Below are 20,709 nucleotides of genomic sequence, written 5' to 3' on the forward strand. Positions count from 1 at the left end.
TCCATTCCCTCTCCCTGTGGGAGAGGGTTAGGGTGAGGGCATCAGGCCTCAATATCCGCCATATCGCCTTTCTCCTGCAACCAGTTACGACGGTCTTCCGAACGTTTCTTGGCAAGGAGCATATCCATCATGGCGTTGGTCTGCTGTTCGTCTTCGTCGCTGATCGTCAGCTGTACCAGACGGCGGGTGTTCGGATCCAGCGTCGTTTCGCGCAGCTGCATCGGGTTCATCTCGCCCAGCCCTTTAAAGCGCTGTACGTTTGGTTTGCCCTTCTTACGCTTAAGCTGTTCCAGCACGCCCGCTTTCTCTTCTTCCGTCAGCGCGTAGTACACCTCTTTGCCGAGATCGATACGGTATAGCGGCGGCAGCGCCACGTAGACGTGACCGTTTTTCACCAGCGTACGGAAGTGTTTCACAAACAGCGCGCACAGCAGCGTAGCGATGTGCAGACCATCGGAGTCCGCATCCGCGAGGATACAGATCTTGCCGTAGCGCAGCTGGCTCAGATCGTCACTGTCAGGATCGATGCCGATCGCCACCGAGATATCGTGCACTTCCTGCGAGGCCAGCACTTCATCAGACGAGACCTCCCAGGTGTTCAGGATCTTACCCTTGAGCGGCATGATCGCCTGATATTCGCGATCGCGCGCCTGCTTGGCCGATCCCCCTGCCGAGTCCCCTTCCACGAGGAACAGTTCGGTACGGTTGAGATCCTGCGCGGTACAGTCCGCCAGCTTGCCCGGCAGCGCAGGGCCGCTGGTCAGCTTTTTACGCACCACTTTCTTGGCCGCACGCAGACGACGCTGGGCGCTGGAGATGGCCATTTCGGCCAGCATCTCCGCCGCCTGCACGTTCTGGTTCAGCCACAGGGTAAACGCATCTTTCACCACACCGGAGACAAAGGCCGCGCACTGACGTGAAGAGAGGCGCTCTTTGGTCTGCCCGGCAAACTGCGGATCCTGCATCTTCACGGAGAGCACGTAGGCGCAGCGATCCCAGATATCTTCCGCCGAGAGCTTCACGCCGCGCGGCAGGATATTGCGGTATTCGCAGAACTCGCGCATCGCATCCAGCAGACCCTGACGCAGGCCGTTGACGTGGGTCCCGCCGAGCATCGTGGGGATCAGGTTAACGTAGCTTTCGGTCAGCAGCTCGCCACCTTCCGGCAGCCAGAGCAGTGCCCAGTCCACCGCTTCGGTGTCACCGGTGAAATTACCGACGAACGGTTTTTCCGGCAGCGTCGGCAGGCCGTTTACCGCTTCGCACAGATAGTCATTAAGGCCATCTTCGTAGTGCCAGCTCTGCTCGGTGTTGTTAACGTGGTCTTTGAAGGTGATTTCCACGCCAGGGCAAAGCACCGCTTTGGCTTTCAGCAGGTGCGTCAGGCGGGAAACAGAAAAGCGCGGGCTGTCGAAGAAGCTTTCGTCAGGCCAGAAGTGGACGCTGGTGCCGGTGTTGCGTTTACCGCACGTGCCAACAACCTGCAGATCCTGCACCTTCTCGCCGTTCTCAAACGCGATGTTGTACACCTGACCGTCGCGACGAACGTTAACTTCCACGCGTTTCGACAGGGCGTTGACGACGGAAATGCCTACGCCGTGCAGACCACCGGAGAACTGGTAGTTTTTATTGGAGAACTTACCGCCCGCATGCAGACGACAGAGGATCAGCTCGACGGCAGGCACCCCCTCTTCCGGGTGGATATCCACCGGCATGCCGCGCCCGTCGTCGATAACTTCCAGCGACTGATCGGCATGCAGGATGACGTCAACGCGTTTGGCATGACCCGCCAGCGCTTCGTCCACACTGTTATCAATAACTTCCTGGCCCAGATGGTTTGGGCGCGTCGTATCGGTGTACATCCCCGGGCGGCGGCGAACCGGCTCTAGCCCGGTGAGGACCTCAATGGCATCTGCGTTATAGGTTTGCGTCATGATTTAAACTAGCAATTCGCATTGATTGTCAGTGGCTGTGCAGTCCAAGAAAATCGACAATCTGGGTGAAATGATTCTCAAAGCCCGTGAAAGCATGATTTCCGCCCTCTTCTATAGTCTGGCGGCAGGATGCGTAATACGCCACTGCCTGGCGGTAATCCAGCACTTCATCTCCCGTCTGTTGCAGCAGCCAGATGAGATCCGGCGCTTCAAGCGGGTCGACCTGCATAACTTTGAGATCGTAAATATGGCGTGACTCTAGCACATATTGCTGGCCGGTGTAGGGGTTCTCGTTTTCGCCAAGAAAGTCCCGCAGCAGCTCAAATGGCCGTACCGCCGGATTGACCACAACGGCCGGCAGCATGAAGCATTGCGACAGCCAGGTGGCGTAGTACCCGCCCAGCGATGAGCCGACCACACCGAATGACTCGCCGCCGTGTTCAAGCACAATAGATTCCAGCATCTCCGCGGCCTCCGCAGGATAAGGCGGCAGCTGCGGGATAATCATGTCAACGTCGGGGTGATGCTCGCTCAGCCAGTGGCGAAACTGTGTCGCTTTTGCGGAGCGCGGCGAGCTGTTGAATCCGTGCAGATAAAGGAGCGTAGACATCAGTAGCCTTCTGAAGCGGTATCCGGGCGGAATTTTGCGCCGGTCAGACGACAGACTTCCGTGGTCAGCGTGCCATCGGCATGCAGGTCCAGCCAGCGCCAGCCTGGTGCGATGGTATCCAGCGTAAAGTTGGCGCAGTGCGGTTTAAACTGCACGCAGGTCGACGGCGTCGCCAGCATACGGCGTCCGTTCCAGTCGAGATCCTGTTCCTGATGAATATGTCCGCACAGCAGATTTTTTACCCGCGGGAACTTCGCCAGTACGTGATCCAGCGCCGCAGAGTTGCGCAAGCTGTGTTGATCGAGCCAGCTGCACCCCGCCGGCAGAGGATGATGATGAAGCAACAGCAGCGTATGACGTTCAGGCTCAGCAGCCAGTTTGGTCTCCAGCCAGTCGAGTTGAAACTCGCTTAACTCACCGTGCGGAACGCCGAATACCTGGCTGTCCAGCAGCAGGATCTGCCACTGTTCACCCGCAAAAACACATTTCGCCGGAGAAATGCCCGCATCCTGAAGAGAACTGTACATCGCCGGCTGGAAATCATGGTTTCCAGGCAGCCAGACGCAAGGCACGCTAAAGCTCGCGATGCCTTCAGCGAAATGCTGGTAGGCCGCGGAGGATTGATCCTGCGCCAGATCGCCGGTTGCGACAATCAGATCGCATGCACGATTTTCAGCGTGAATGGCGCTAAGTACCGCCTGATAACTCTCCCAGGTATTGACCCCCAGCAGCGTCTCATGCTTTTCGGCAAAAAGGTGGGTATCGGTGATTTGTAATATCCTGACTGGCGCCCCACCAGCAACAGTCAGGTTCAACAGGCTTTCCAAATGGTGTCCTTAGGTAGGTTTATGACGCTAACAAACCGGAATCGCCATTGCTCCATGTGCTAAACAATACCTTAGCCAGTCGGCTAAAAACTGGTTAATTTGATGCTTTTCGTCGCGTTGATGCAACTTTTTATTCGGATAATCATACCGCGCCTTGAAGCGAAAGATCTGCTGACTTGAACACACTTCAGCGACCATCGCGTCGTGATAGAGGCGCACCGTCATCGACGGCAGGCTCCAGTAACTGATGCTGGGGGCCGTTTGCTCAATCTCCACCAGCGTAGTGTAGCGCGTTGATTCTGTTATCGTTAACCGATACTGCGCATTGCTCACCTGATAGCTTACCGTTTCGCCGGGTGCGTCGTTTCTCGGCAGCAGGCGGCGCAATTGTGCGAAATTGGTTTCGCACAGGCGCATCATTTCTGGGAAGTCAGGCGTATAGCGCTTCATTTTTTCCACTCGTTTCGTAATGTCTGATAATGCAGCTGTAGCCATTGCAGGGCGATGACAGACGCTGCGTTGTCTATTTTCCCCTCTTCTACCCACTGATAAGCCTGTTCCCGGCTCACCACATGAACCCGAATATCTTCGTTTTCATCTGCCAGACCGTGGATCCCTTCCGCCGTCGTGGCGTCCACTTCGCCAACCATAATGGACAAGCGCTCGCTGGTGCCTCCCGGGCTTGCCAGATAGCTCAACACCGGTTTGGTGCGGCCCACCACCAGCCCCGCCTCTTCCAGCGCCTCGCGCCGGGCGACGTCCTCGACCGACTCACCTTCTTCGATCATCCCGGCCACCATTTCCAGCAGCCACGGGCTTTCACTGACGTCATAAGCGGCGATGCGGATCTGCTCCACCAGTACAACTTCGTCACGCACTGGGTCAAAGGGTAGCAAGACTGCCGCATGGCCGCGCTCAAAAATTTCGCGTCGAATTTCGCCGCTCATTTCACCGTTAAACAGGCGATGCCGGAAACGGTAAAGTTCCATCGAAAAAAAACCGCTATAAAGCGTTTCTCGTGCAATAATTTCTACATCGTTTTTGGCGAATGTCACGGGCAACTTTTCTGGTTTTTGCATGAGTCGGGTCCTGGTAGCAATAGTGATGAAATGATGAATTTCAAGGCTGTTTGGCTGCCGTTTGTAAGGCTCTATGGTAGATTGGTGCAAATTACCGCCAGATGGCACGTAACGCCAACCTTTTGGTGTGGATGATTCTGTTAGAATCGGCAATTATTTTTTAATTAGATCAGCGCTAATACTGCTTCACAACAAGGAATGCAAATGAAGAAATTGCTCCCCATCCTTATCGGCCTGAGCCTGACGGGCTTCAGTGCATTGAGCCAGGCGGAAAACCTGTTACAGGTCTACCAGCAGGCACGTCTGGGCAACCCTGATTTACGTAAATCAGCGGCCGATCGTGATGCTGCGTTTGAAAAGATTAACGAAGCACGTAGCCCACTGCTGCCGCAGTTAGGCTTAGGTGCAGATTATACCTACAGCAACGGTTTCCGCGACGCTAACGGCGTTAACTCCAATGCTACCAGCGCCTCACTGCAATTGACACAAACGCTGTTTGATATGTCCAAATGGCGCGCCCTGACCCTGCAGGAAAAGAGCGCGGGCATTCAGGATGTGACCTACCAGACCGACCAGCAAACGCTGATCCTGAACACGGCCACAGCTTACTTTAACGTGCTGAGCGCGATCGACGCGCTCTCCTACACCGAAGCGCAGAAACAGGCCATTTACCGCCAGTTAGATCAAACCACCCAGCGTTTCAACGTGGGTCTGGTGGCGATTACCGACGTGCAGAACGCCCGTTCACAGTACGACACCGTGCTGGCTAACGAAGTGACCGCGCGTAACAACCTCGATAACGCGCTGGAATCCCTGCGTCAGGTCACCGGGAATTACTACCCGGAACTGGCCTCCCTGAACGTGGACAACTTCAAAACGGATAAGCCGCAGGCGGTTAACGCCCTGCTGAAAGAGGCGGAAAACCGTAACCTGACGCTGCTGCAGGCGCGTCTGAGCCAGGACCTGGCCCGCGAGCAGATTCGTCAGGCGCAGGACGGCCACCTGCCAACCCTGAGCCTGACCGCGTCTACCGGTGTATCGGATACCAGCTATAGCGGTTCCAAAACCCACGGAGCCAGCGCTTCAGCGTATGACGATAAAAATAATGGAGAGAACCAGGTTGGCCTGAGCTTCTCCCTGCCGCTGTATCAGGGCGGTCAGGTCAACTCTCAGGTGAAACAGGCGCAGTACAACTTTGTGGGCGCGAGCGAGCAGCTGGAAAGCGCGCACCGCAACGTGGTGCAGACCGTGCGTTCTTCCTTCAACAACGTGAACGCGTCGATCAGCAGCATCAACGCCTATAAACAGGCCGTGGTGTCTGCACAGAGCTCCCTGGATGCGATGGAAGCGGGTTACTCCGTCGGTACACGTACTATCGTTGACGTGCTGGACGCGACCACCACGCTGTACAACGCCAAACAGCAGCTCTCCAGCGCTCGTTACCAGTACCTGATTAACCAGCTGAACATCAAACAGGCTCTGGGTACGCTGAACGAGCAGGATCTGCAGATGCTGAACAGCGCGCTGGGCAAACCGGTCTCAACTTCTCCGGACAGTGTCGCACCGGAGAACCCGGAGCAGGTAGCCGCAGTTGATAACTTCAACGCTGACAGCAGCGCGCCTGCTGCACAGCCAGCCGCTGCGCGTACCACGACGTCCGCCAGCAAAGGCAATAATCCGTTCCGTAACTAAGCATTGCCCGATGGCGCTTCGCTTATCGGGCCTACTGAATCGTAGGCCGGGTCAGCGCAGCGCCACCCGGCGCAAAATCACGCCCGAACGTAAGCCAACGTAAAGATCCCCCTGATTCCGCCCCTCTTCGCTTCATTTTCAACCACTCATCCTCTATCCTGAGCGTTATTACCACTGGGTCCTGGAAGACAAACATGAAACGGACAAAATCCATTAATCACGCGTCGTTCCGCAAAAGCTGGAACGCCCGTCATCTCACCCCTGTTGCGCTGGCGGTCACCGCTGTCTTTATGCTGGCAGGCTGTGAGAAAAACGACGAAACGGTTTCGCTGTATCAAAATGCAGACGACTGCTCTGCGGCCACCGGTAAAGCCGCCGAATGTAAGACGGCCTACACCAATGCCTTGAAAGAAGCGGAACGTACCGCGCCGAAATATGCCTCACGCGAAGACTGCGTGGCCGAATTCGGTGAAGGTCAGTGCCAGCAGACGCCTGCTCAGGCGGGCACGGCGCCAGAAAATCAGGCGCAGGCGCAGTCCAGCGGCAGCTTCTGGATGCCGCTGATGGCTGGCTATATGATGGGCCGCCTGATGGGTGGCGGTGCGGGTTATCAGCAGCAGCCGCTGTTTAGCTCGAAAAACCCGGCCAGCCCGGCTTACGGCCAATACACCGATGCCAGCGGCAAAGGCTACGGCGCAGCTACCCCAGGCCGCACCGTGACCGTACCGAAAACGGCAATGGCACCGAAACCGGCTACCACCAGCACCATCACCCGCGGCGGGTTTGGTGAGTCTGTGGCGAAACAGACCAGCATGCAGCGTAGCGCGACAGGTACCTCTTCTCGCTCAATGGGCGGCTGATCATGGAACGAGTCAGTATTACCGAGCGCCCGGACTGGCGCGAAAAAGCCACCGAATACGGTTTTAACTTCCACACCATGTACGGTGAGCCGTACTGGTGTGAAGACGCCTATTACAGGCTGTCGCTGGACCAGGTTGAAAAACTGGAAACGGTGACGGCCGAGCTGCACCAGATGTGCCTGAAGGTCGTGGAAAAGGTTATCGACAGCGACGCGCTGATGGCAAAGTTCCGCATTCCAAAGCACACCTGGGGCTTTGTACGTCAGTCGTGGAAAACGAATCAGCCTTCGCTTTACTCTCGTCTTGATCTGGCATGGGACGGCGTGGGTGAACCTAAGCTGCTGGAAAACAACGCCGATACGCCGACCTCCCTGTACGAAGCGGCGTTCTTCCAGTGGATCTGGCTGGAAGACCAGATGAACGCCGGAAACCTGCCGGAAGGCAGCGACCAGTTCAACAGCCTGCAGGAAAAGCTGATCGAGCGTTTTGCCGAGCTGCGTGAACAGCATGGCTTCAATCTGCTGCATCTCGCCTGCTGCCGCGACACGGAAGAAGACCGTGGCACGGTTCAGTATCTGCAGGACTGTGCGGCCGAAGCGGAAGTGGCGACCGAGTTCCTCTATATCGAGGATATCGGCCTGGGTGAGAAAGGTCAGTTTACCGACATGCAGGACCAGGTGATCAGTAACCTGTTCAAACTCTACCCGTGGGAATACATGCTGCGTGAGATGTTCTCCACCAAGCTGGAAGATGCGGGCGTACGCTGGCTGGAACCGGCCTGGAAGAGCATTATCTCTAACAAAGCCCTGCTGCCGATGCTGTGGGAGATGTTCCCGAACCACCCGAACCTGCTACCGGCCTACTTTGCGGAAGATGATTACCCGCAAATGGAAAAATATGTCGTGAAGCCTATCTTCTCCCGTGAGGGGGCAAACGTCTCCATTATCGAAAACGGTAAAACGCTGGAAGCGGTTGAAGGGCCTTACGGCGAAGAAGGGATGATCGTCCAGGAATTCTATCAACTGCCGAAATTTGGCGACAGTTATACGCTGATTGGCAGCTGGCTCATCAACGATCAACCTGCCGGAATTGGCATCCGCGAAGATCGCGCGCTGATCACGCAGGATCTGTCACGGTTTTATCCGCACATTTTTGTGGAGTAAGACTGCGGCCTGATGCCCTCACCCCAACCCTCTCCCACAGGGAGAGGGTGCAAACACTAAAAAACGGCAACCTTAAGTTGCCGTTTTGCTTTTATTACCCCACCTGCACCGACAGCATACTCAAACTCCCCATCTCAATACCGTCAACCGGGATCGTAATCGGCTCTTGTCCATCCCATGCGCCAAGAACGTACAGCAGCGGCAGGAAATGCTCCGGCGTCGGGTTAGAGAGCGAACCGCCCTCGTGATCCAGATAGTTCACCAGCGGATGCTCCTCCACCGGGCCCTGCCAGGACAGGTTCGCTTTTACGAAGTCGTTAAACGATGTTGCCCACGGGTACGGCGTATTTTCACCGTGCCAGCGTGCCGTGCGAAGGTTATGCACCACGTTGCCGCTCGCCACCAGCATGATGCCTTCATCACGAAGCGAAGCCAGCTTGCGCCCCATCTCCATGTGCCAGGCGGCCGGTTTGGTGCTGTCGATGCTCAGCTGCACCATCGGGATATCCGCATCAGGGTACATTTTGATCAGCACGCCCCACGAGCCATGGTCAAAGCCCCAGGCTTCTTTATCCAGCGCGACCGGGACAGGTGCCAGCAAATCAACCAGCTTCTGTGCCAGCTCAGGCGAGCCGGGGGCCGGATAATGAGTGTCATACAGCGCCTGCGGGAAGCCACCGAAATCATGAATGGTTTTTGGCGTTTCCATGGCGGTCACGCCCGTCCCGCGGGTAAACCAGTGTGCAGACACCACCACAATCGCTTTTGGACGCGGCAACATTTCGCCCAGATGATGCCATGCGCGGGTATAGACGTTATCTTCCAGCACGTTCATGGGGCTACCGTGGCCTAAAAACAGGGCTGGCATACGGGAAGTAGTCATGGTGATATCCTTACAGAAGGTGTCAATTTAATGGTGCTACATTACGCGCAATCGGGCCAGGATGAACGCTGATAAGCGTGAAGATCATCATCAGGAAATTTGAATGTAAGGAATGTGTAAAACAGCGTTCCCTCTCTCGCTTTACGCGTAGTGAATCATTAGGATTAATGAGAATCATTATCACAAGGAGCAATGCATGTCAGTCCCCTTGATCCTGACCATCCTGGCGGGCGCCGCAACCTTTATCGGTGCACTCCTCGGCGTGCTTGGCCAGAAGCCGTCTAACCGCGTACTGGCCTTTTCACTGGGCTTTGCTGCCGGGATCATGCTGCTTATCTCCCTGATGGAGATGCTCCCCGCTGCGCTGGGCACAGAGGGCATGTCTCCGCTGCTGGGTTACGGTATGTTTGTCTTTGGCCTGCTGGGGTACTTTGCTCTTGACCGTATGCTACCGCACGCGCATCCGCAGGATTTAATGCAGAAAAACATCACCCCCATGCCGCGGAATATTAAGCGCACGGCGATTCTGCTGACGCTGGGCATCAGCCTGCATAACTTCCCGGAAGGGGTCGCCACCTATGTGACGGCCAGCAGTAATCTTGAGATGGGCTTCGGCATCGCGCTGGCGGTCGCCTTACACAATATTCCTGAAGGACTGGCCGTTGCCGGGCCGGTTTATGCCGCCACGGGTTCAAAGCGAACGGCCGTGTTTTGGGCAGGGATATCCGGCATGGCAGAAATTCTTGGCGGCGTGCTGGCCTGGCTGATCCTTGGCAGCCTGGTCTCGCCTGTTGTGATGGCGGCCATCATGGCAGCGGTGGCCGGGATTATGGTCGCGCTTTCGGTGGATGAACTGATGCCGCTGGCGAAAGAGATTGACCCGAACAACAACCCCAGTTACGGCGTGCTGTGCGGAATGTCGGTGATGGGGTTCAGCCTGGTATTGCTGCAAACGGCAGGAATTGGGTAAAAAAACGCCGGGATGTCCCGGCGTTTTATCATCAGCTGGCTTTGCGCTCGTGCGCCTGGCGATACTCGATCAAATCTTCAATCGTCACGACCGGCATGTTGTGCAGACGTGCGAAGGTGATGCACTCTGGCGCACGCGCCATAGTGCCGTCGTCGTTGGTCAGTTCACACAGCACGCCAGCGGGTTTGAAGCCTGCCAGCGTCACCAGATCGATGGTCGCTTCGGTGTGACCACCGCGGGTCAGCACGCCACCCGCCTGCGCACGCAGTGGGAAGACGTGGCCAGGACGGTGCAGATCGGAAGGTTTTGCGTCATCGGCGATGGCGGCACGGACGGTGGTCAGACGGTCAGCCGCCGATACACCGGTGGTCACGCCATGCGCGGCTTCGATGGTCACGGTAAAACCGGTTCCGAAGGCGCTGGTGTTGTTCTCAACCATCATTGGCAGCTCAAGCTGCTTACGACGGTCTTCAGTAATACACAGGCATACGATGCCGCTGCCGTGACGGATGGTCAGCGCCATCTGTTCAACGGTCATGTTTTCGGCGGCGAAAATCATGTCGCCTTCGTTTTCACGGTTTTCATCGTCAAGCACCATCACACCGCGACCTTCGCGCAGTGCATCCAGTGCATGTTCAACACGTTGAGTTGAAGTGCCAAAAGAGGAAAGTAGCGTCTGATTCATGGTAAAAAAACCTCATTAACATTATGGTTACCAGAATCAGGGCAGTCTTAGGAGCGCCGTATTATAAGCGGCAAAAAGATAACGTGAGCGGGCCCATGCCCGACTGGATCGTTACTCTCTCCCATCCGGACTCTAACCGTCGGCCCCGGAATTACACCGGATCTGCTGACCTTTGAGAATGCACCCAAAGCGCTCGCGGGCTTTCAGCGTTACGCTGATTTACCGCCGGTGGGGAATTTCGCCCCGCCCTGAGAATAAGCGAGATAACTATAACGCTATTGATTAACCTGGGCAATGCATAAGCATCAAACAATTTTGTTTACCCCGGGCATGACGCGCTACAATGGACACTAACACCTTTCCATCAAGGGAAACGACAATGATTGACCCGAAAAAAATTGAGCAGATCGCGCGTCAGGTTCATGAATCCATGCCAAAAGGCATTCGTGAATTTGGTGATGACGTTGAGAAGAAAATCCGCCAGACGCTGCAGGCGCAGTTGGTTCGCCTTGATTTAGTCAGCCGCGAAGAGTTTGACGTGCAGACGCAGGTGCTGCTGCGCACCCGCGAGAAGCTGGCGCTGCTGGAACAGCGTCTGACCGAGCTGGAAAACCGTAATACGCCGGAAGAAGTGAAGCCGGCCCCGGCGATTCCGCCGGTGGATGACCAGGCCTAAGTGCGGCCTGTTGTGCCCGGTGGCGGCTACGCCTTACCGGGCCTACATGAACGCGTAGGTCGGGTAAGGCGCAGCCGTCACCCGACATAAAAAAACGGGCCAACTGGCCCGTTTTTTACTGACTGTCTTTCTGGATCTTCTTAATGATGTTGGTGGTTGAACACCCGTCTTCAAAGTTCAGCACCATCACTTCGCCGCCGTTGGCCCAAACCTCTTCGCTGCCCGCGATTTGCTCCGGTTTGTAATCCCCACCTTTCACCAGCAGATCCGGCAGAATTCCGGCAATCAGGCGCTGCGGTGTGTCTTCCTCAAACGACACCACCCAGTCCACCGCTTCCAGCGCGCCGAGGACGATCATGCGCTGTTCCAGCGGGTTCACCGGGCGCGTTTCGCCCTTCAGACGTTTCGTCGAGGCATCGCTGTTCACCGCCACAATCAGGCGATCGCCCAGCTTACGCGCATTCGCCAGATAAGAGACATGGCCCGCGTGCAGGATGTCGAACACACCGTTGGTCATCACCACTTTCTCACCGCGCTTGCGCGCAGCGGCGACGGCCACTTTCAGCTCGTCTTCGCTCATGACGCCAAAACCGGTATCGGCGCGACCGCGTACCGCGTTTTCCAGCTCGATGGGCGAAACGGTAGAGGTACCGAGTTTCCCGACGACTACGCCTGCCGCCGCGTTGGCAAAATAGCACGCCTCTTCCAGAGAGTTACCCGCGGCCAGGGTTGCCGCCAGCACACCAATCACCGTATCACCGGCACCGGTCACGTCGTACACTTCCTGCGCCTGAGTCGGCATATGCAGCGGCGCTTTACCCGGTTGCAGCAGGGTCATTCCCTGCTCGGAGCGGGTGACCAGCAGCGCAGACAACTCGAAGTCAGCGATGATTTTCATGCCGCGCTCGACGATCTCAGCTTCGGTCTTGCATTTGCCCGCCACCGCTTCAAACTCAGAGAGGTTAGGCGTCAGCAACGTTGCGCCACGGTAACGCTCAAAATCGGTCCCTTTCGGGTCGATCAGCACCGGCACATTGGCTTTGCGCGCCAGCTGGATCATCGTCTGCACGCTCGCCAGCGCGCCTTTGGCGTAGTCGGACAGCACCAGCGCGCCGATATTGCCCAGCGCCTGGTTGATGCGCTCGTGCAGCGGCTCAGGATCAACCCCTTCGAACCCTTCTTCAAAGTCGAGACGGATCAGCTGCTGGTTACGCGACAATACGCGCAGCTTGGTAATGGTCGGGTGTGTCGGAACAGAAACGAAGTCGCACTTCACGTTCACGTCCGCCAGCGACTTGCTCAGCGCACGTGCCGCATCGTCAATGCCGGTCAGGCCCACCAGACGCGAATGCGCGCCCAGAGAAGCAATGTTCATCGCCACGTTTGCCGCGCCGCCGGGACGTTCTTCAATGGTGTCGACCTTAACCACCGGTACCGGTGCTTCCGGAGAGATGCGGCTGGTCGGCCCATACCAGTAGCGATCCAGCATCACATCCCCAACAACCATTACTCCAGCACGTTCAAACTCTGGCAGTGTTACTTTCATTCCTGACTCCAGAAAGATTCACAATTTGCGCGCGATAATATCACACTTGTTTTGTTACGCACGGTTCCACCAGCCACTTCTGCCAGCTGGCCGTTACCTGAGCGCGTTCAGCGGTGAAACAGTCCAGCGCCACATGCCCTGGCTGCTCCTGCAACGCCAGATGATGAAGTTCATCGCGCAGCGTGGTGTAGGCGCGGGTTAAGGCCAGCGCCTCCTGCTCGTCCATGATGTCGTTTTGCGCCAGCAGTTCCAGAATGCGCACGTTATCCGACCAGCGCGTCAGCTTCGGCTTGTCGTGCGCGTGGAGCAGCACCAGATACTGGGTAATAAACTCGATATCGGTAATACCGCCCTCGTCGGCTTTGATATCAAAGCGATCGCGGTGTTTATTGCCCAGATGCGCGCGCATTTTTTCACGCATCTCACGCACTTCGGTCTGCAGCGTACTGCCCTCACGCGGGGTGGTCATGACCTCCTTACGGATAGCATCGAACTGCGTTTTGAGCTGCGGATCGCCATACACCACGCGGGCGCGCACCAGCGCCTGATGCTCCCACGTCCAGGCTTCATTCTTCTGATAATCGGCGAAGGATTCCGTCGAGGTGACCAGCATCCCCGCCGCACCGGACGGGCGCAGGCGGGCATCCACTTCATACAAAATGCCCGACGAGGTGCGGGTACTGAACAGATGCATAATGCGCTGCGCCAGGCGCAGGTAGAACTGACGCCCGTCAATCTCACGCTCGCCGTCGGTCATCACGTCGACCGGGCAGTCGTGCAGGAAGATCAAATCCAGATCGGAGCTATAGCCCAGCTCCCAGCCGCCGAGCTTGCCGTAGCCTACCACCGCGAAGCCGCGACCTTCACGATCGGCCAGATGTTTCGGCTGGCCGTAGCGCGCCACCATCTGCACCCATGCCTGCTGTACCACCGCGTCGATGATCGCTTCCGCAAGCCAGGTTAAGTGATCGCTCACTTTCATCACCGGCAGCGTGCCGGCGATATCCGCCGCCGCCACGCGCAGCATCTGCGCCTGCTTAAACTGGCGCAGCGCCTCCAGCTGTTGCTCCTCGTCCTCTTCCGGCACGCGCAGCAGATACTGACGCAGCTCGTCCCGGTAGGCATCGGTTGCCGTCGGCTGATAGAGGGTATTTGGATCAAGCAGCTCATCCAGCAGCAGCGGGTAACGCGCCAGCTTGTTGGCCACCATCGGCGAGGCGGCGCAGAGCGTAATCAGGTGCTTCAGCGCGCCGGGGAACTCGCTCAGCAGTTCAAGATAGGTGGTGCGCGTGATAATGCCACTTAGCAGCGGCATCATGCGTGACAGGGGCACCGGCGCATCCGCCCGCGAACAGACCTCGCTCAGCAGGTGCGGCATCAGGTGATCCAGCACCTGGCGCCCGCGCGGCCCAATGGCGCGTTTGTTCAGTTCGAGACGGAAATCGGCAATCAGCGCCACCACGCGATGGCGCGCGTCGTCGGTTAAGTGCGTCAGCACCGGCGTGGTGTCATCCTCCTGGAGCGCGTCCTGCCACAGCTCGCGCCAGTGTTCGGAAAGCGCATCGTCCTGCGATTCGCTTTCATCATCACCGATCAGCTCGTTAAAGATTCGGCGCACGCCTGCCATATGGGCATCGAGCCGTTCGGTCAGCGTTGACCAGTCGTCCACGCGCATTCCCCACGCCAGACGTGCCCGGTTAAGGTCATCGCCCGGCAGGGTCTGGGTCTGTTCGTCATTGATGCTTTGCAGCAGGTTTTCCAGACGACGCAGGAACAGGTAGGCCTCGCGCAGAGTGTGCGCATCGCCGTCCGGCAGAAGGTGCAGTTGCTCAATCGCTGACAGCGTCGGCAGCAGCGAGCGGGACTGTAGCGACGGCTCGCGTCCGCCGCGAATAAGCTGGAAGACCTGAACAATAAATTCAATTTCGCGGATGCCGCCTGCGCCAAGCTTGATATTGTCCTTCAGGCCGCGGCGGCGCACCTCACGGGCGATCATCCCTTTCATATTACGCAGGGACTGGATGACGCTGAAATCGATATAACGTCGGAAGACAAACGGGCGCAGCATGGCGCGCAGCTCGTTGGCATAGGCATCGTCGCTGTCGCCCATGATCCGCGCTTTGACCATCGCGTAACGCTCCCAGTCGCGCCCTTGCTCCTGGTAATAATCTTCCAGCGCCGCAAAGCTCAGCACCAGCGGGCCGCTGTCGCCAAACGGACGCAGGCGCATGTCCACACGGTAGACAAACCCGTCCTGGGTGGGTTGATCCAGCGCCTTAATCAGACGCTGACCGAGACGGGTAAAGAACTGGGCATTGTCCAGCTCGCGACGCCCGCCGCGCGTAGAGCCGTTCTCCGGCCAGGCAAAAATCAGGTCGATATCGGAGGAGAAATTCAGTTCGCAGCCGCCCAGCTTGCCCATCCCCAGGATCAACAGTGGCTGAGGAACCCCTTCCTCGCTGCACGGCGTGCCCCACTCTTTACAGCAGGCGGCGTAGAGCCAGTCTCGCGCGGCGACAATCAACGTTTGCGCCAGCTCGCTTAACTGCTGCAGCGTGCTCTCTTCACTCACGATTTCCAGCGCCTGCGCCCAGGCAATGCGCACCATCACCCGACGGCGGAACTGGCGCAGGACGCGCATCAGCGCGGCCTCATCCGCAACGTCTTCGAGTGCAGTCTGCAGCCAGCCAGCATAGTGCCGCCACTCATCTGCCTGCGGCGGTGCGGTTTCAAGTTCCGCCAGCCAGTCCGGATTGGCGGTGATACTTTCCTGCACAAAGTCACTGAAGGCGAGCACGCTCTTCGCCTGTTCGCTTAACGATGACGCCGGTAATGACTCAGGCAGACGTTCGCAAACGGTCTGCCACTGCTGCTGTAATTGCGAAGAAAGCGGCATTTTAGGGGTTCCTTGCCAGAGTTAACGTTTTCCGCTGTGCAGCCAGAACGGCTCCTGCGAAATGGCCTCGTTACGGAAATGCTCTATCTCAATATGCTGACGGGTTTCAATGGCATGCTTCAGCCCCTGCCAGTTTTCCAGCCACGCCTGCGCCTTTGGACCGTCGTAAGCACCGGAGAGGAGCAGCATGCTGTCGATGTTGCGCGAAAGACGAGGGAGCTGATCGCCATACCTATCGCCCAGCGGATAGGCAAAGGTGTTTTTCAGTTCGGCGGCATGACGGGAGAGATGAATATCCGCAAAACGCTTAAAGTTTTCCGCGATTTTGGCCTGCGCTTTCGCATCCAGGAAAGCGCGCCAGCCGCGCGTCACCAGGAACTCGGTCAGTGCGAGTTTTGCCGTTGCGGTTTGCGGGCTGTAGATCGCCGTTTGCGCCGAGACGTCGGAAAGCATCAGCGTTTCGGTTTGCGTCAGCAGATCACGTAAGTGAGCGCTCGCTTTTCGAGGAACGATGCCGCCGAAGAGCGCCAGAGTATGGCGCACCAGGGCAATAGCCGCCAGCACGTGGTATTTGGCGTGTTTCACGTTTCGCACCCACAGCTCTTCATGGAACTGCCACTGAGAAAGCGCCAGTTCCAGTGCGGCTTCCAGTCCCTGCTCAACGCTGGCTTTCGGCGCAACGTGCAAAATGGTTGTCTCTTTCAGCGCACGTGGCGCATTCCCGGCGGCCAGATGGTAGCCCCGCGCGGCTTTGCTCAGGCTCCCCTGGCGCAATCCGGACTGGTTCACCAGCTTGCGCGCCAGCTTCAGCACGTCGTTCGCATCCCCTTCCAGCAGCTCAAGCTCCAGTTCGCAAATCGGCTCCTGGAACTCACCCGCCTTCACGTCCCCCAAATCCAGGGCGATTTCAATGCGGCTTTTGCCTTCTGTCACCAGCCATTTTTCGCGCCAGAAATCGGTGCTGAACAGCGGCTGCACCTGTTCCGCAAGGGTGGAAGGCAGCACACCTTCCGGCCAGACTTCGGCCGGAAAACGTTCCAGCTCAAGTTCTGGCTTATTGATGTCGATATTATATTCCGGACGCTGATGTAACCCGCCGACCACGCGGCCGGCAATTTTCATCGTCATCTCGTAGCGTCCGCTTGCGCCGCGGATGCGCAGCCCCATATCGTGGCGGCGCAGCCAGTTGTCTGGCGTTTCGTAATAGATATTAAGCAGTTGTACCGGTGCATGGTGTTCGCCGGAAAGCGTATGCAGATGCTGGCGGAGTGCGTCAACGCTGTCTTTTTCGACGATAAATTTTAATTCGATTTCCTGAGCCATAGCCTTGTACTTTTGCGGGCGTCACAGACGCGTCAATGAGGGCGAACTTCCTCGCCATTTATTTGTCAGTACATAGTATTTTGCGCCAAATTGCCATGCAATGAGCAATTTGACGGGCGTAAATGTGTAGAGTCGTGACACAGATGATTCTGATTGCTGACGAATGCTTTGCGTAGAGACACTGTTGCCACTACTATCGTTCCACTTTTTATGAAAATAACGACTAATGATGCTTAAATTACGCCTGATTGGACTTACTTTACTCGCTTTTAGCGCCGCAACCGCCGTGCACGCTGAAGAGAAGCGTTACGTTTCTGACGAACTGAACACCTGGGTACGCAGTGGCCCCGGAGATAATTATCGCCTCGTGGGCACGGTAAATGCCGGCGAGGAAGTGACGCTGTTACAGACCAACGCGGAGACCAATTACGGTCAGGTTCGCGACAGTTCCGGCCGTACGTCCTGGATCCCGCTGAAAGAGCTGAGCACCGTGCCAAGCCTGCGCACCCGCGTGCCGGATCTGGAAAACCAGGTAAAAACCCTGACCGACAAGCTGAACAACATCGACGGCACCTGGAACCAGCGCACCGCTGAAATGCAGCAGAAAGTGGCGCAGAGCGACGGGGTGATTAACGGTCTGAAAGAAGAGAACCAGAAACTGAAAAACGAGCTGATTGTCGCGCAGAAGAAAGTGAATGCCGCCAATCTGCAGCTCGATGACAAACAGCGCACCATCATCATGCAGTGGTTTATGTATGGCGGCGGCGTGCTGGGCGTAGGTCTGGTGCTGGGTCTGGTTCTGCCGCATCTGATCCCAAGCCGTAAGCGTAAAGACCGCTGGATGAACTAATTCGTCTTCTCTGTCAGACTTACGTATTATCCTGGAAAAGAGAAAACAGGAGTGTAAGGCGTGAAGAGTTATCTGGTCGGTGGTGCGGTACGTGATGCGTTGTTAGGTCTGCCGGTCAAAGATAAAGACTGGGTGGTGGTTGGCGCCACCCCGGAAGAGATGCTCGACGCGGGCTACCAGCAGGTAGGCCGCGATTTTCCCGTGTTTCTGCACCCGCAAAGCCGCGAAGAGTACGCCCTGGCGCGTACCGAGCGGAAATCGGGCTCGGGCTATACCGGCTTCACCTGCTATGCCGCGCCGGACGTGACGCTGGAGCAAGACCTTCTGCGTCGCGATCTCACCATCAACGCGCTGGCGCAGGACGAGAACGGCCAGATCGTTGACGCGTATGGCGGCCAGGACGATCTGCGCAACCGTCTTTTACGTCACGTCTCCCCGGCGTTTTCTGAAGATCCGCTGCGCGTGCTGCGCGTGGCGCGCTTTGCCGCACGGTACGCTCATCTCAGCTTCCGGATTGCCGATGAGACAATGGCGCTGATGACCGCCATGACCGAAGCCGGCGAGCTTGCACACCTGACGCCAGAGCGCGTCTGGAAAGAGACGGAAAATGCCCTCACCACCCGCAACCCGCAGGTCTTTTTCCAGGTTCTGCGCGACTGTGGCGCGCTGAAGGTGCTGTTTCCGGAAATAGACGCGCTGTTTGGCGTCCCCGCGCCAGCGAAATGGCACCCGGAAATTGACACCGGCGTGCATACGCTGATGACGCTCAGCATGGCGGCCATGCTGAGCCCGGACGTGGACGTGCGCTTTTCCACCCTGTGCCACGATCTGGGCAAAGGCTTAACGCCAAAAGAATTCTGGCCTCGCCATCACGGTCATGGCCCGGCGGGGGTGAAGCTGGTCGAGGGGCTGTGCCAGCGTCTGCGCGTCCCGAACGAGATCCGCGATCTGGCGAAACTGGTGGCCGAGTTCCACGACCTGATCCATACCTTTCCGATCCTGAAACCGGCCACCATCGTCAAGCTGTTCGATAACATCGACGCCTGGCGCAAACCCCAGCGCGTGGAGCAGATCGCGCTCACCAGCGAGGCTGACGTGCGCGGGCGCACCGGGTTTGAAGCCTGTGACTATCCGCAAGGGCGCTTGCTGCGGGCGGCGTGGAACGTGGCAAAAGCCGTGCCGACGAAAGACGTTGTCGAGGCGGGATTCAAAGGACCGGAGATTCGGGAAGAGCTGACAAAACGGCGAATTCAGGCGGTATCAGACTGGAAGGAAAAACATTGCCCTCAGCCAAAAGACTGAGGGCAGTCGGTCAGAAGAAGACCACGTACACCGCAGCCGCGACGATAAAGCGATAGATCGCGAACGGAATAAACGAGATACGCTTAATCAGCTGCAGGAAGGTTTTGATGGCAATCAGCGCCACGATAAACGCGGTGATGAAGCCAACGGCGAACATCGGAATGTCGCCGGTGGTCAGGAAACCAATGCTTTTATAGAGGTCAAGCGCGGTGGCGCCCATCATCATCGGCACGGCCAGCAGGAACGAAAACTCTGACGCGGCGTAACGGCTCACGCCCATCAGCATCCCGCCGGAAATGGTGGCACCAGAACGCGAGAATCCCGGCCACAGCGCCAGACACTGGAAGCAGCCAATAATAAACGCCTGACGATACGTCATATCATCCAGACCTTCCGCGCGCGGCGTTTTTGGCTTCAGCACTTCCGCGGCGATCAGCAGGAAGCCCCCTACCACCAGCGCGTACATCACGTTAATCGGGTTGAACAGTGATTTAATGGTGTCGTGGAATACCAGCCCCAGCACTACCGCCGGGAGCATGCCGAGCAGAATATGGATAAGCGTCAGACGGCCGGTACCTTCACCTTCGCGCTGAGGAAGACGACCAAAGTGGATCCCGATCAGGCCAAACAGGCGACGCCAGAACATGACCACCACGGCCAGAATAGAACCCAGTTGAATGACCACTTCGAAGGTTTTTGCGGTATCGCCTTCAAAGCCCAGCAGATGGCCAACGATAATCATATGGCCGGTACTGGAAACCGGTAAAAACTCCGTCAATCCTTCGACCACACCCAGTATTGCCGCCACCAGCAGCGAGTGCATATCGCTCATCTATAAACCCCTAAAAAGATATAAAAAAACGGTGCCCCATACGGACAACCGATTAAAGATACAGTCCTGAGACCGGTATAACCTAAAATGGTTTAGCTATTATGACGTTAAATCTTCCCTTTCAGATTTGTGCCACGCTCGATGATGACCCCCACATTGGCGGCACGCGCCACCGCGCCCGGCTTGCTTAGTTTGATACGCACCCACGGTGAGTTGAATTTGCTAAGCAGCAGTTCCGCCACCTCTTCCGCCACCCGCTCGACCAGCGCAAAACGTTGCCCTTCAACGTGGGCGATGACCGTTTCACTGATGTCGGCATAGCTCAGACAGTCATTCACGTCATCACTTTTTGCCGACTTGCGGTTATCCCAGCCCATTTCGATATCGAACACCAGCTTCTGCTCGATGGTCTGTTCCCAGTCGTAAACACCAATTGTGGTGATTACCGAAAGTTGCTCTATAAATACAATATCCATCACGACCTGCCTGCTTTTTGGCTAAACCGGATACCACTTCCGGCGAATTATGCGTATTATCCACAGATGCTGAGAATACAGATACATTTTCAAAACGGAACAGCG

At 57.1% G+C, this 20,709-nt stretch carries 19 protein-coding genes and 1 riboswitch; of the genes, 7 read left to right on the forward strand and 12 right to left on the reverse strand.

What is annotated here, in order from left to right:
- Nucleotides 1-41: 41 nt before the first annotated feature.
- From parE to nudF, 5 genes are read right to left on the reverse strand one after another with little or no spacing between them, the layout of a single operon-like run.
- The gene (gene parE, locus C1N69_RS19200; protein WP_025758507.1) at nucleotides 42-1,934 is read right to left on the reverse strand and encodes a DNA topoisomerase IV subunit B; all 1,893 of its coding nucleotides are present in this window, start codon (nucleotides 1,932-1,934) and stop codon (nucleotides 42-44) included.
- Between the two features lie 28 nt (nucleotides 1,935-1,962).
- Nucleotides 1,963-2,544 (reverse strand): esterase YqiA, encoded by a 582-nt coding sequence (yqiA, locus tag C1N69_RS19205; RefSeq protein ID WP_094918783.1) that lies wholly within the window; start codon nucleotides 2,542-2,544, stop codon nucleotides 1,963-1,965.
- Nucleotides 2,544-3,371 carry a 3',5'-cyclic-AMP phosphodiesterase gene (gene cpdA, locus C1N69_RS19210; protein WP_045285910.1) on the reverse strand — a complete coding sequence of 276 codons (828 nt, stop codon included), beginning with the start codon at nucleotides 3,369-3,371 and terminating at the stop codon, nucleotides 2,544-2,546. Before cpdA ends, yqiA begins: the two co-directional genes overlap by 1 nt.
- Before the next feature lie 27 nt (nucleotides 3,372-3,398).
- Nucleotides 3,399-3,821: a DUF1249 family protein gene (locus C1N69_RS19215; RefSeq protein ID WP_003862516.1), complete on the reverse strand. Its 423-nt coding sequence runs from the start codon at nucleotides 3,819-3,821 to the stop codon at nucleotides 3,399-3,401.
- Complete coding sequence (nudF, locus tag C1N69_RS19220) at nucleotides 3,818-4,450, reverse strand: ADP-ribose diphosphatase (RefSeq protein WP_025758512.1); 633 nt, start codon at nucleotides 4,448-4,450, stop codon at nucleotides 3,818-3,820. The genes C1N69_RS19215 and nudF overlap by 4 nt, the downstream gene beginning before the upstream one ends.
- Nucleotides 4,451-4,654: 204 nt before the next feature.
- Here nudF and tolC point away from each other — a divergent pair, with 204 nt between their 5' ends.
- The 3 genes from tolC to C1N69_RS19235 all read left to right on the forward strand — a co-directional run bounded on the left by tolC (nucleotide 4,655) and on the right by C1N69_RS19235 (nucleotide 8,165).
- The gene (tolC, locus tag C1N69_RS19225; protein ID WP_059384900.1) at nucleotides 4,655-6,142 is read left to right on the forward strand and encodes an outer membrane channel protein TolC; all 1,488 of its coding nucleotides are present in this window, start codon (nucleotides 4,655-4,657) and stop codon (nucleotides 6,140-6,142) included.
- Nucleotides 6,143-6,336: 194 nt separating this feature from the next.
- On the forward strand, nucleotides 6,337-7,002 hold the full coding sequence (locus C1N69_RS19230; RefSeq protein ID WP_025758515.1) for a DUF1190 family protein: 666 nt from the start codon (nucleotides 6,337-6,339) through the stop codon (nucleotides 7,000-7,002).
- A gap of 2 nt (nucleotides 7,003-7,004) precedes the next feature.
- Entirely contained in the window at nucleotides 7,005-8,165 is a 1,161-nt protein-coding gene (locus tag C1N69_RS19235) for a glutathionylspermidine synthase family protein (protein WP_155031722.1), read from the forward strand.
- Nucleotides 8,166-8,259: 94 nt separating this feature from the next.
- Here C1N69_RS19235 and ygiD read toward each other — a convergent pair whose 3' ends face one another.
- A complete protein-coding gene (gene ygiD / locus C1N69_RS19240; protein WP_155031723.1) occupies nucleotides 8,260-9,048 on the reverse strand; it encodes a 4,5-DOPA-extradiol-dioxygenase in 789 nt (262 codons plus the stop codon).
- A gap of 196 nt (nucleotides 9,049-9,244) precedes the next feature.
- Between ygiD and zupT the strand changes: the two genes are divergently transcribed.
- Complete coding sequence (gene zupT / locus C1N69_RS19245; protein ID WP_025758519.1) at nucleotides 9,245-10,018, forward strand: zinc transporter ZupT; 774 nt, start codon at nucleotides 9,245-9,247, stop codon at nucleotides 10,016-10,018.
- Nucleotides 10,019-10,049: 31 nt separating this feature from the next.
- Here zupT and ribB read toward each other — a convergent pair whose 3' ends face one another.
- Nucleotides 10,050-10,703, reverse strand: coding sequence for a 3,4-dihydroxy-2-butanone-4-phosphate synthase (ribB, locus tag C1N69_RS19250; protein WP_008502964.1), 654 nt, complete (start codon nucleotides 10,701-10,703; stop codon nucleotides 10,050-10,052).
- A 109-nt stretch (nucleotides 10,704-10,812) separates the two neighbouring features.
- Nucleotides 10,813-10,963, reverse strand: a riboswitch (FMN riboswitch).
- A gap of 119 nt (nucleotides 10,964-11,082) precedes the next feature.
- On the opposite strand from ribB, the gene ubiK reads away from it, so the two are divergent.
- Nucleotides 11,083-11,379 (forward strand): ubiquinone biosynthesis accessory factor UbiK, encoded by a 297-nt coding sequence (gene ubiK, locus C1N69_RS19255; RefSeq protein ID WP_013098757.1) that lies wholly within the window; start codon nucleotides 11,083-11,085, stop codon nucleotides 11,377-11,379.
- 115 nt (nucleotides 11,380-11,494) lie between these two features.
- Here the strand turns inward: ubiK and hldE are convergent, their stop codons facing one another.
- From hldE to C1N69_RS19270, 3 genes are read right to left on the reverse strand one after another with little or no spacing between them, the layout of a single operon-like run.
- Entirely contained in the window at nucleotides 11,495-12,925 is a 1,431-nt protein-coding gene (gene hldE, locus C1N69_RS19260) for a bifunctional D-glycero-beta-D-manno-heptose-7-phosphate kinase/D-glycero-beta-D-manno-heptose 1-phosphate adenylyltransferase HldE (RefSeq protein ID WP_045285913.1), read from the reverse strand.
- A 40-nt stretch (nucleotides 12,926-12,965) separates the two neighbouring features.
- Entirely contained in the window at nucleotides 12,966-15,821 is a 2,856-nt protein-coding gene (gene glnE / locus C1N69_RS19265) for a bifunctional [glutamate--ammonia ligase]-adenylyl-L-tyrosine phosphorylase/[glutamate--ammonia-ligase] adenylyltransferase (protein WP_155031724.1), read from the reverse strand.
- 21 nt (nucleotides 15,822-15,842) lie between these two features.
- Nucleotides 15,843-17,144, reverse strand: coding sequence for a CYTH domain-containing protein (locus C1N69_RS19270; RefSeq protein WP_155031725.1), 1,302 nt, complete (start codon nucleotides 17,142-17,144; stop codon nucleotides 15,843-15,845).
- Nucleotides 17,145-17,373: 229 nt separating this feature from the next.
- Between C1N69_RS19270 and C1N69_RS19275 the strand changes: the two genes are divergently transcribed.
- Both C1N69_RS19275 and C1N69_RS19280 read left to right on the forward strand, forming a co-directional pair.
- The gene (locus tag C1N69_RS19275; RefSeq protein ID WP_025758524.1) at nucleotides 17,374-17,994 is read left to right on the forward strand and encodes a TIGR04211 family SH3 domain-containing protein; all 621 of its coding nucleotides are present in this window, start codon (nucleotides 17,374-17,376) and stop codon (nucleotides 17,992-17,994) included.
- 60 nt (nucleotides 17,995-18,054) lie between these two features.
- Nucleotides 18,055-19,296 (forward strand): multifunctional CCA addition/repair protein, encoded by a 1,242-nt coding sequence (locus C1N69_RS19280; protein WP_045285915.1) that lies wholly within the window; start codon nucleotides 18,055-18,057, stop codon nucleotides 19,294-19,296.
- A gap of 10 nt (nucleotides 19,297-19,306) precedes the next feature.
- On the opposite strand, the gene bacA is transcribed toward C1N69_RS19280, so the two are convergent.
- Nucleotides 19,307-20,128 (reverse strand): undecaprenyl-diphosphate phosphatase, encoded by an 822-nt coding sequence (gene bacA / locus C1N69_RS19285; protein WP_045285916.1) that lies wholly within the window; start codon nucleotides 20,126-20,128, stop codon nucleotides 19,307-19,309.
- Nucleotides 20,129-20,235: 107 nt separating this feature from the next.
- Nucleotides 20,236-20,604: a bifunctional dihydroneopterin aldolase/7,8-dihydroneopterin epimerase gene (folB, locus tag C1N69_RS19290; RefSeq protein ID WP_025758528.1), complete on the reverse strand. Its 369-nt coding sequence runs from the start codon at nucleotides 20,602-20,604 to the stop codon at nucleotides 20,236-20,238.
- Between the last annotated feature and the right edge of the window lie 105 nt (nucleotides 20,605-20,709).

Origin of the sequence: Enterobacter sichuanensis (genome assembly GCF_009036245.1) — a bacterium.
Lineage (GTDB): Bacteria > Pseudomonadota > Gammaproteobacteria > Enterobacterales > Enterobacteriaceae > Enterobacter > Enterobacter sichuanensis.

Excerpts from the sequence above, each read along its gene's own strand:
- parE (WP_025758507.1), bottom strand. The coding sequence starts at position 1,934 with ATGACGCAAACCTATAACGCAGATGCCATTGAGGTCCTCACCGGGCTA.
- yqiA (WP_094918783.1), bottom strand. The coding sequence starts at position 2,544 with ATGTCTACGCTCCTTTATCTGCACGGATTCAACAGCTCGCCGCGCTCC.
- C1N69_RS19215 (WP_003862516.1), bottom strand. The coding sequence starts at position 3,821 with ATGAAGCGCTATACGCCTGACTTCCCAGAAATGATGCGCCTGTGCGAA.
- nudF (WP_025758512.1), bottom strand. The coding sequence starts at position 4,450 with ATGCAAAAACCAGAAAAGTTGCCCGTGACATTCGCCAAAAACGATGTA.
- tolC (WP_059384900.1), top strand. The coding sequence starts at position 4,655 with ATGAAGAAATTGCTCCCCATCCTTATCGGCCTGAGCCTGACGGGCTTC.
- C1N69_RS19230 (WP_025758515.1), top strand. The coding sequence starts at position 6,337 with ATGAAACGGACAAAATCCATTAATCACGCGTCGTTCCGCAAAAGCTGG.
- C1N69_RS19235 (WP_155031722.1), top strand. The coding sequence starts at position 7,005 with ATGGAACGAGTCAGTATTACCGAGCGCCCGGACTGGCGCGAAAAAGCC.
- ygiD (WP_155031723.1), bottom strand. The coding sequence starts at position 9,048 with ATGACTACTTCCCGTATGCCAGCCCTGTTTTTAGGCCACGGTAGCCCC.
- zupT (WP_025758519.1), top strand. The coding sequence starts at position 9,245 with ATGTCAGTCCCCTTGATCCTGACCATCCTGGCGGGCGCCGCAACCTTT.
- ribB (WP_008502964.1), bottom strand. The coding sequence starts at position 10,703 with ATGAATCAGACGCTACTTTCCTCTTTTGGCACTTCAACTCAACGTGTT.
- ubiK (WP_013098757.1), top strand. The coding sequence starts at position 11,083 with ATGATTGACCCGAAAAAAATTGAGCAGATCGCGCGTCAGGTTCATGAA.
- hldE (WP_045285913.1), bottom strand. The coding sequence starts at position 12,925 with ATGAAAGTAACACTGCCAGAGTTTGAACGTGCTGGAGTAATGGTTGTT.
- glnE (WP_155031724.1), bottom strand. The coding sequence starts at position 15,821 with ATGCCGCTTTCTTCGCAATTACAGCAGCAGTGGCAGACCGTTTGCGAA.
- C1N69_RS19270 (WP_155031725.1), bottom strand. The coding sequence starts at position 17,144 with ATGGCTCAGGAAATCGAATTAAAATTTATCGTCGAAAAAGACAGCGTT.
- C1N69_RS19275 (WP_025758524.1), top strand. The coding sequence starts at position 17,374 with ATGCTTAAATTACGCCTGATTGGACTTACTTTACTCGCTTTTAGCGCC.
- bacA (WP_045285916.1), bottom strand. The coding sequence starts at position 20,128 with ATGAGCGATATGCACTCGCTGCTGGTGGCGGCAATACTGGGTGTGGTC.
- folB (WP_025758528.1), bottom strand. The coding sequence starts at position 20,604 with ATGGATATTGTATTTATAGAGCAACTTTCGGTAATCACCACAATTGGT.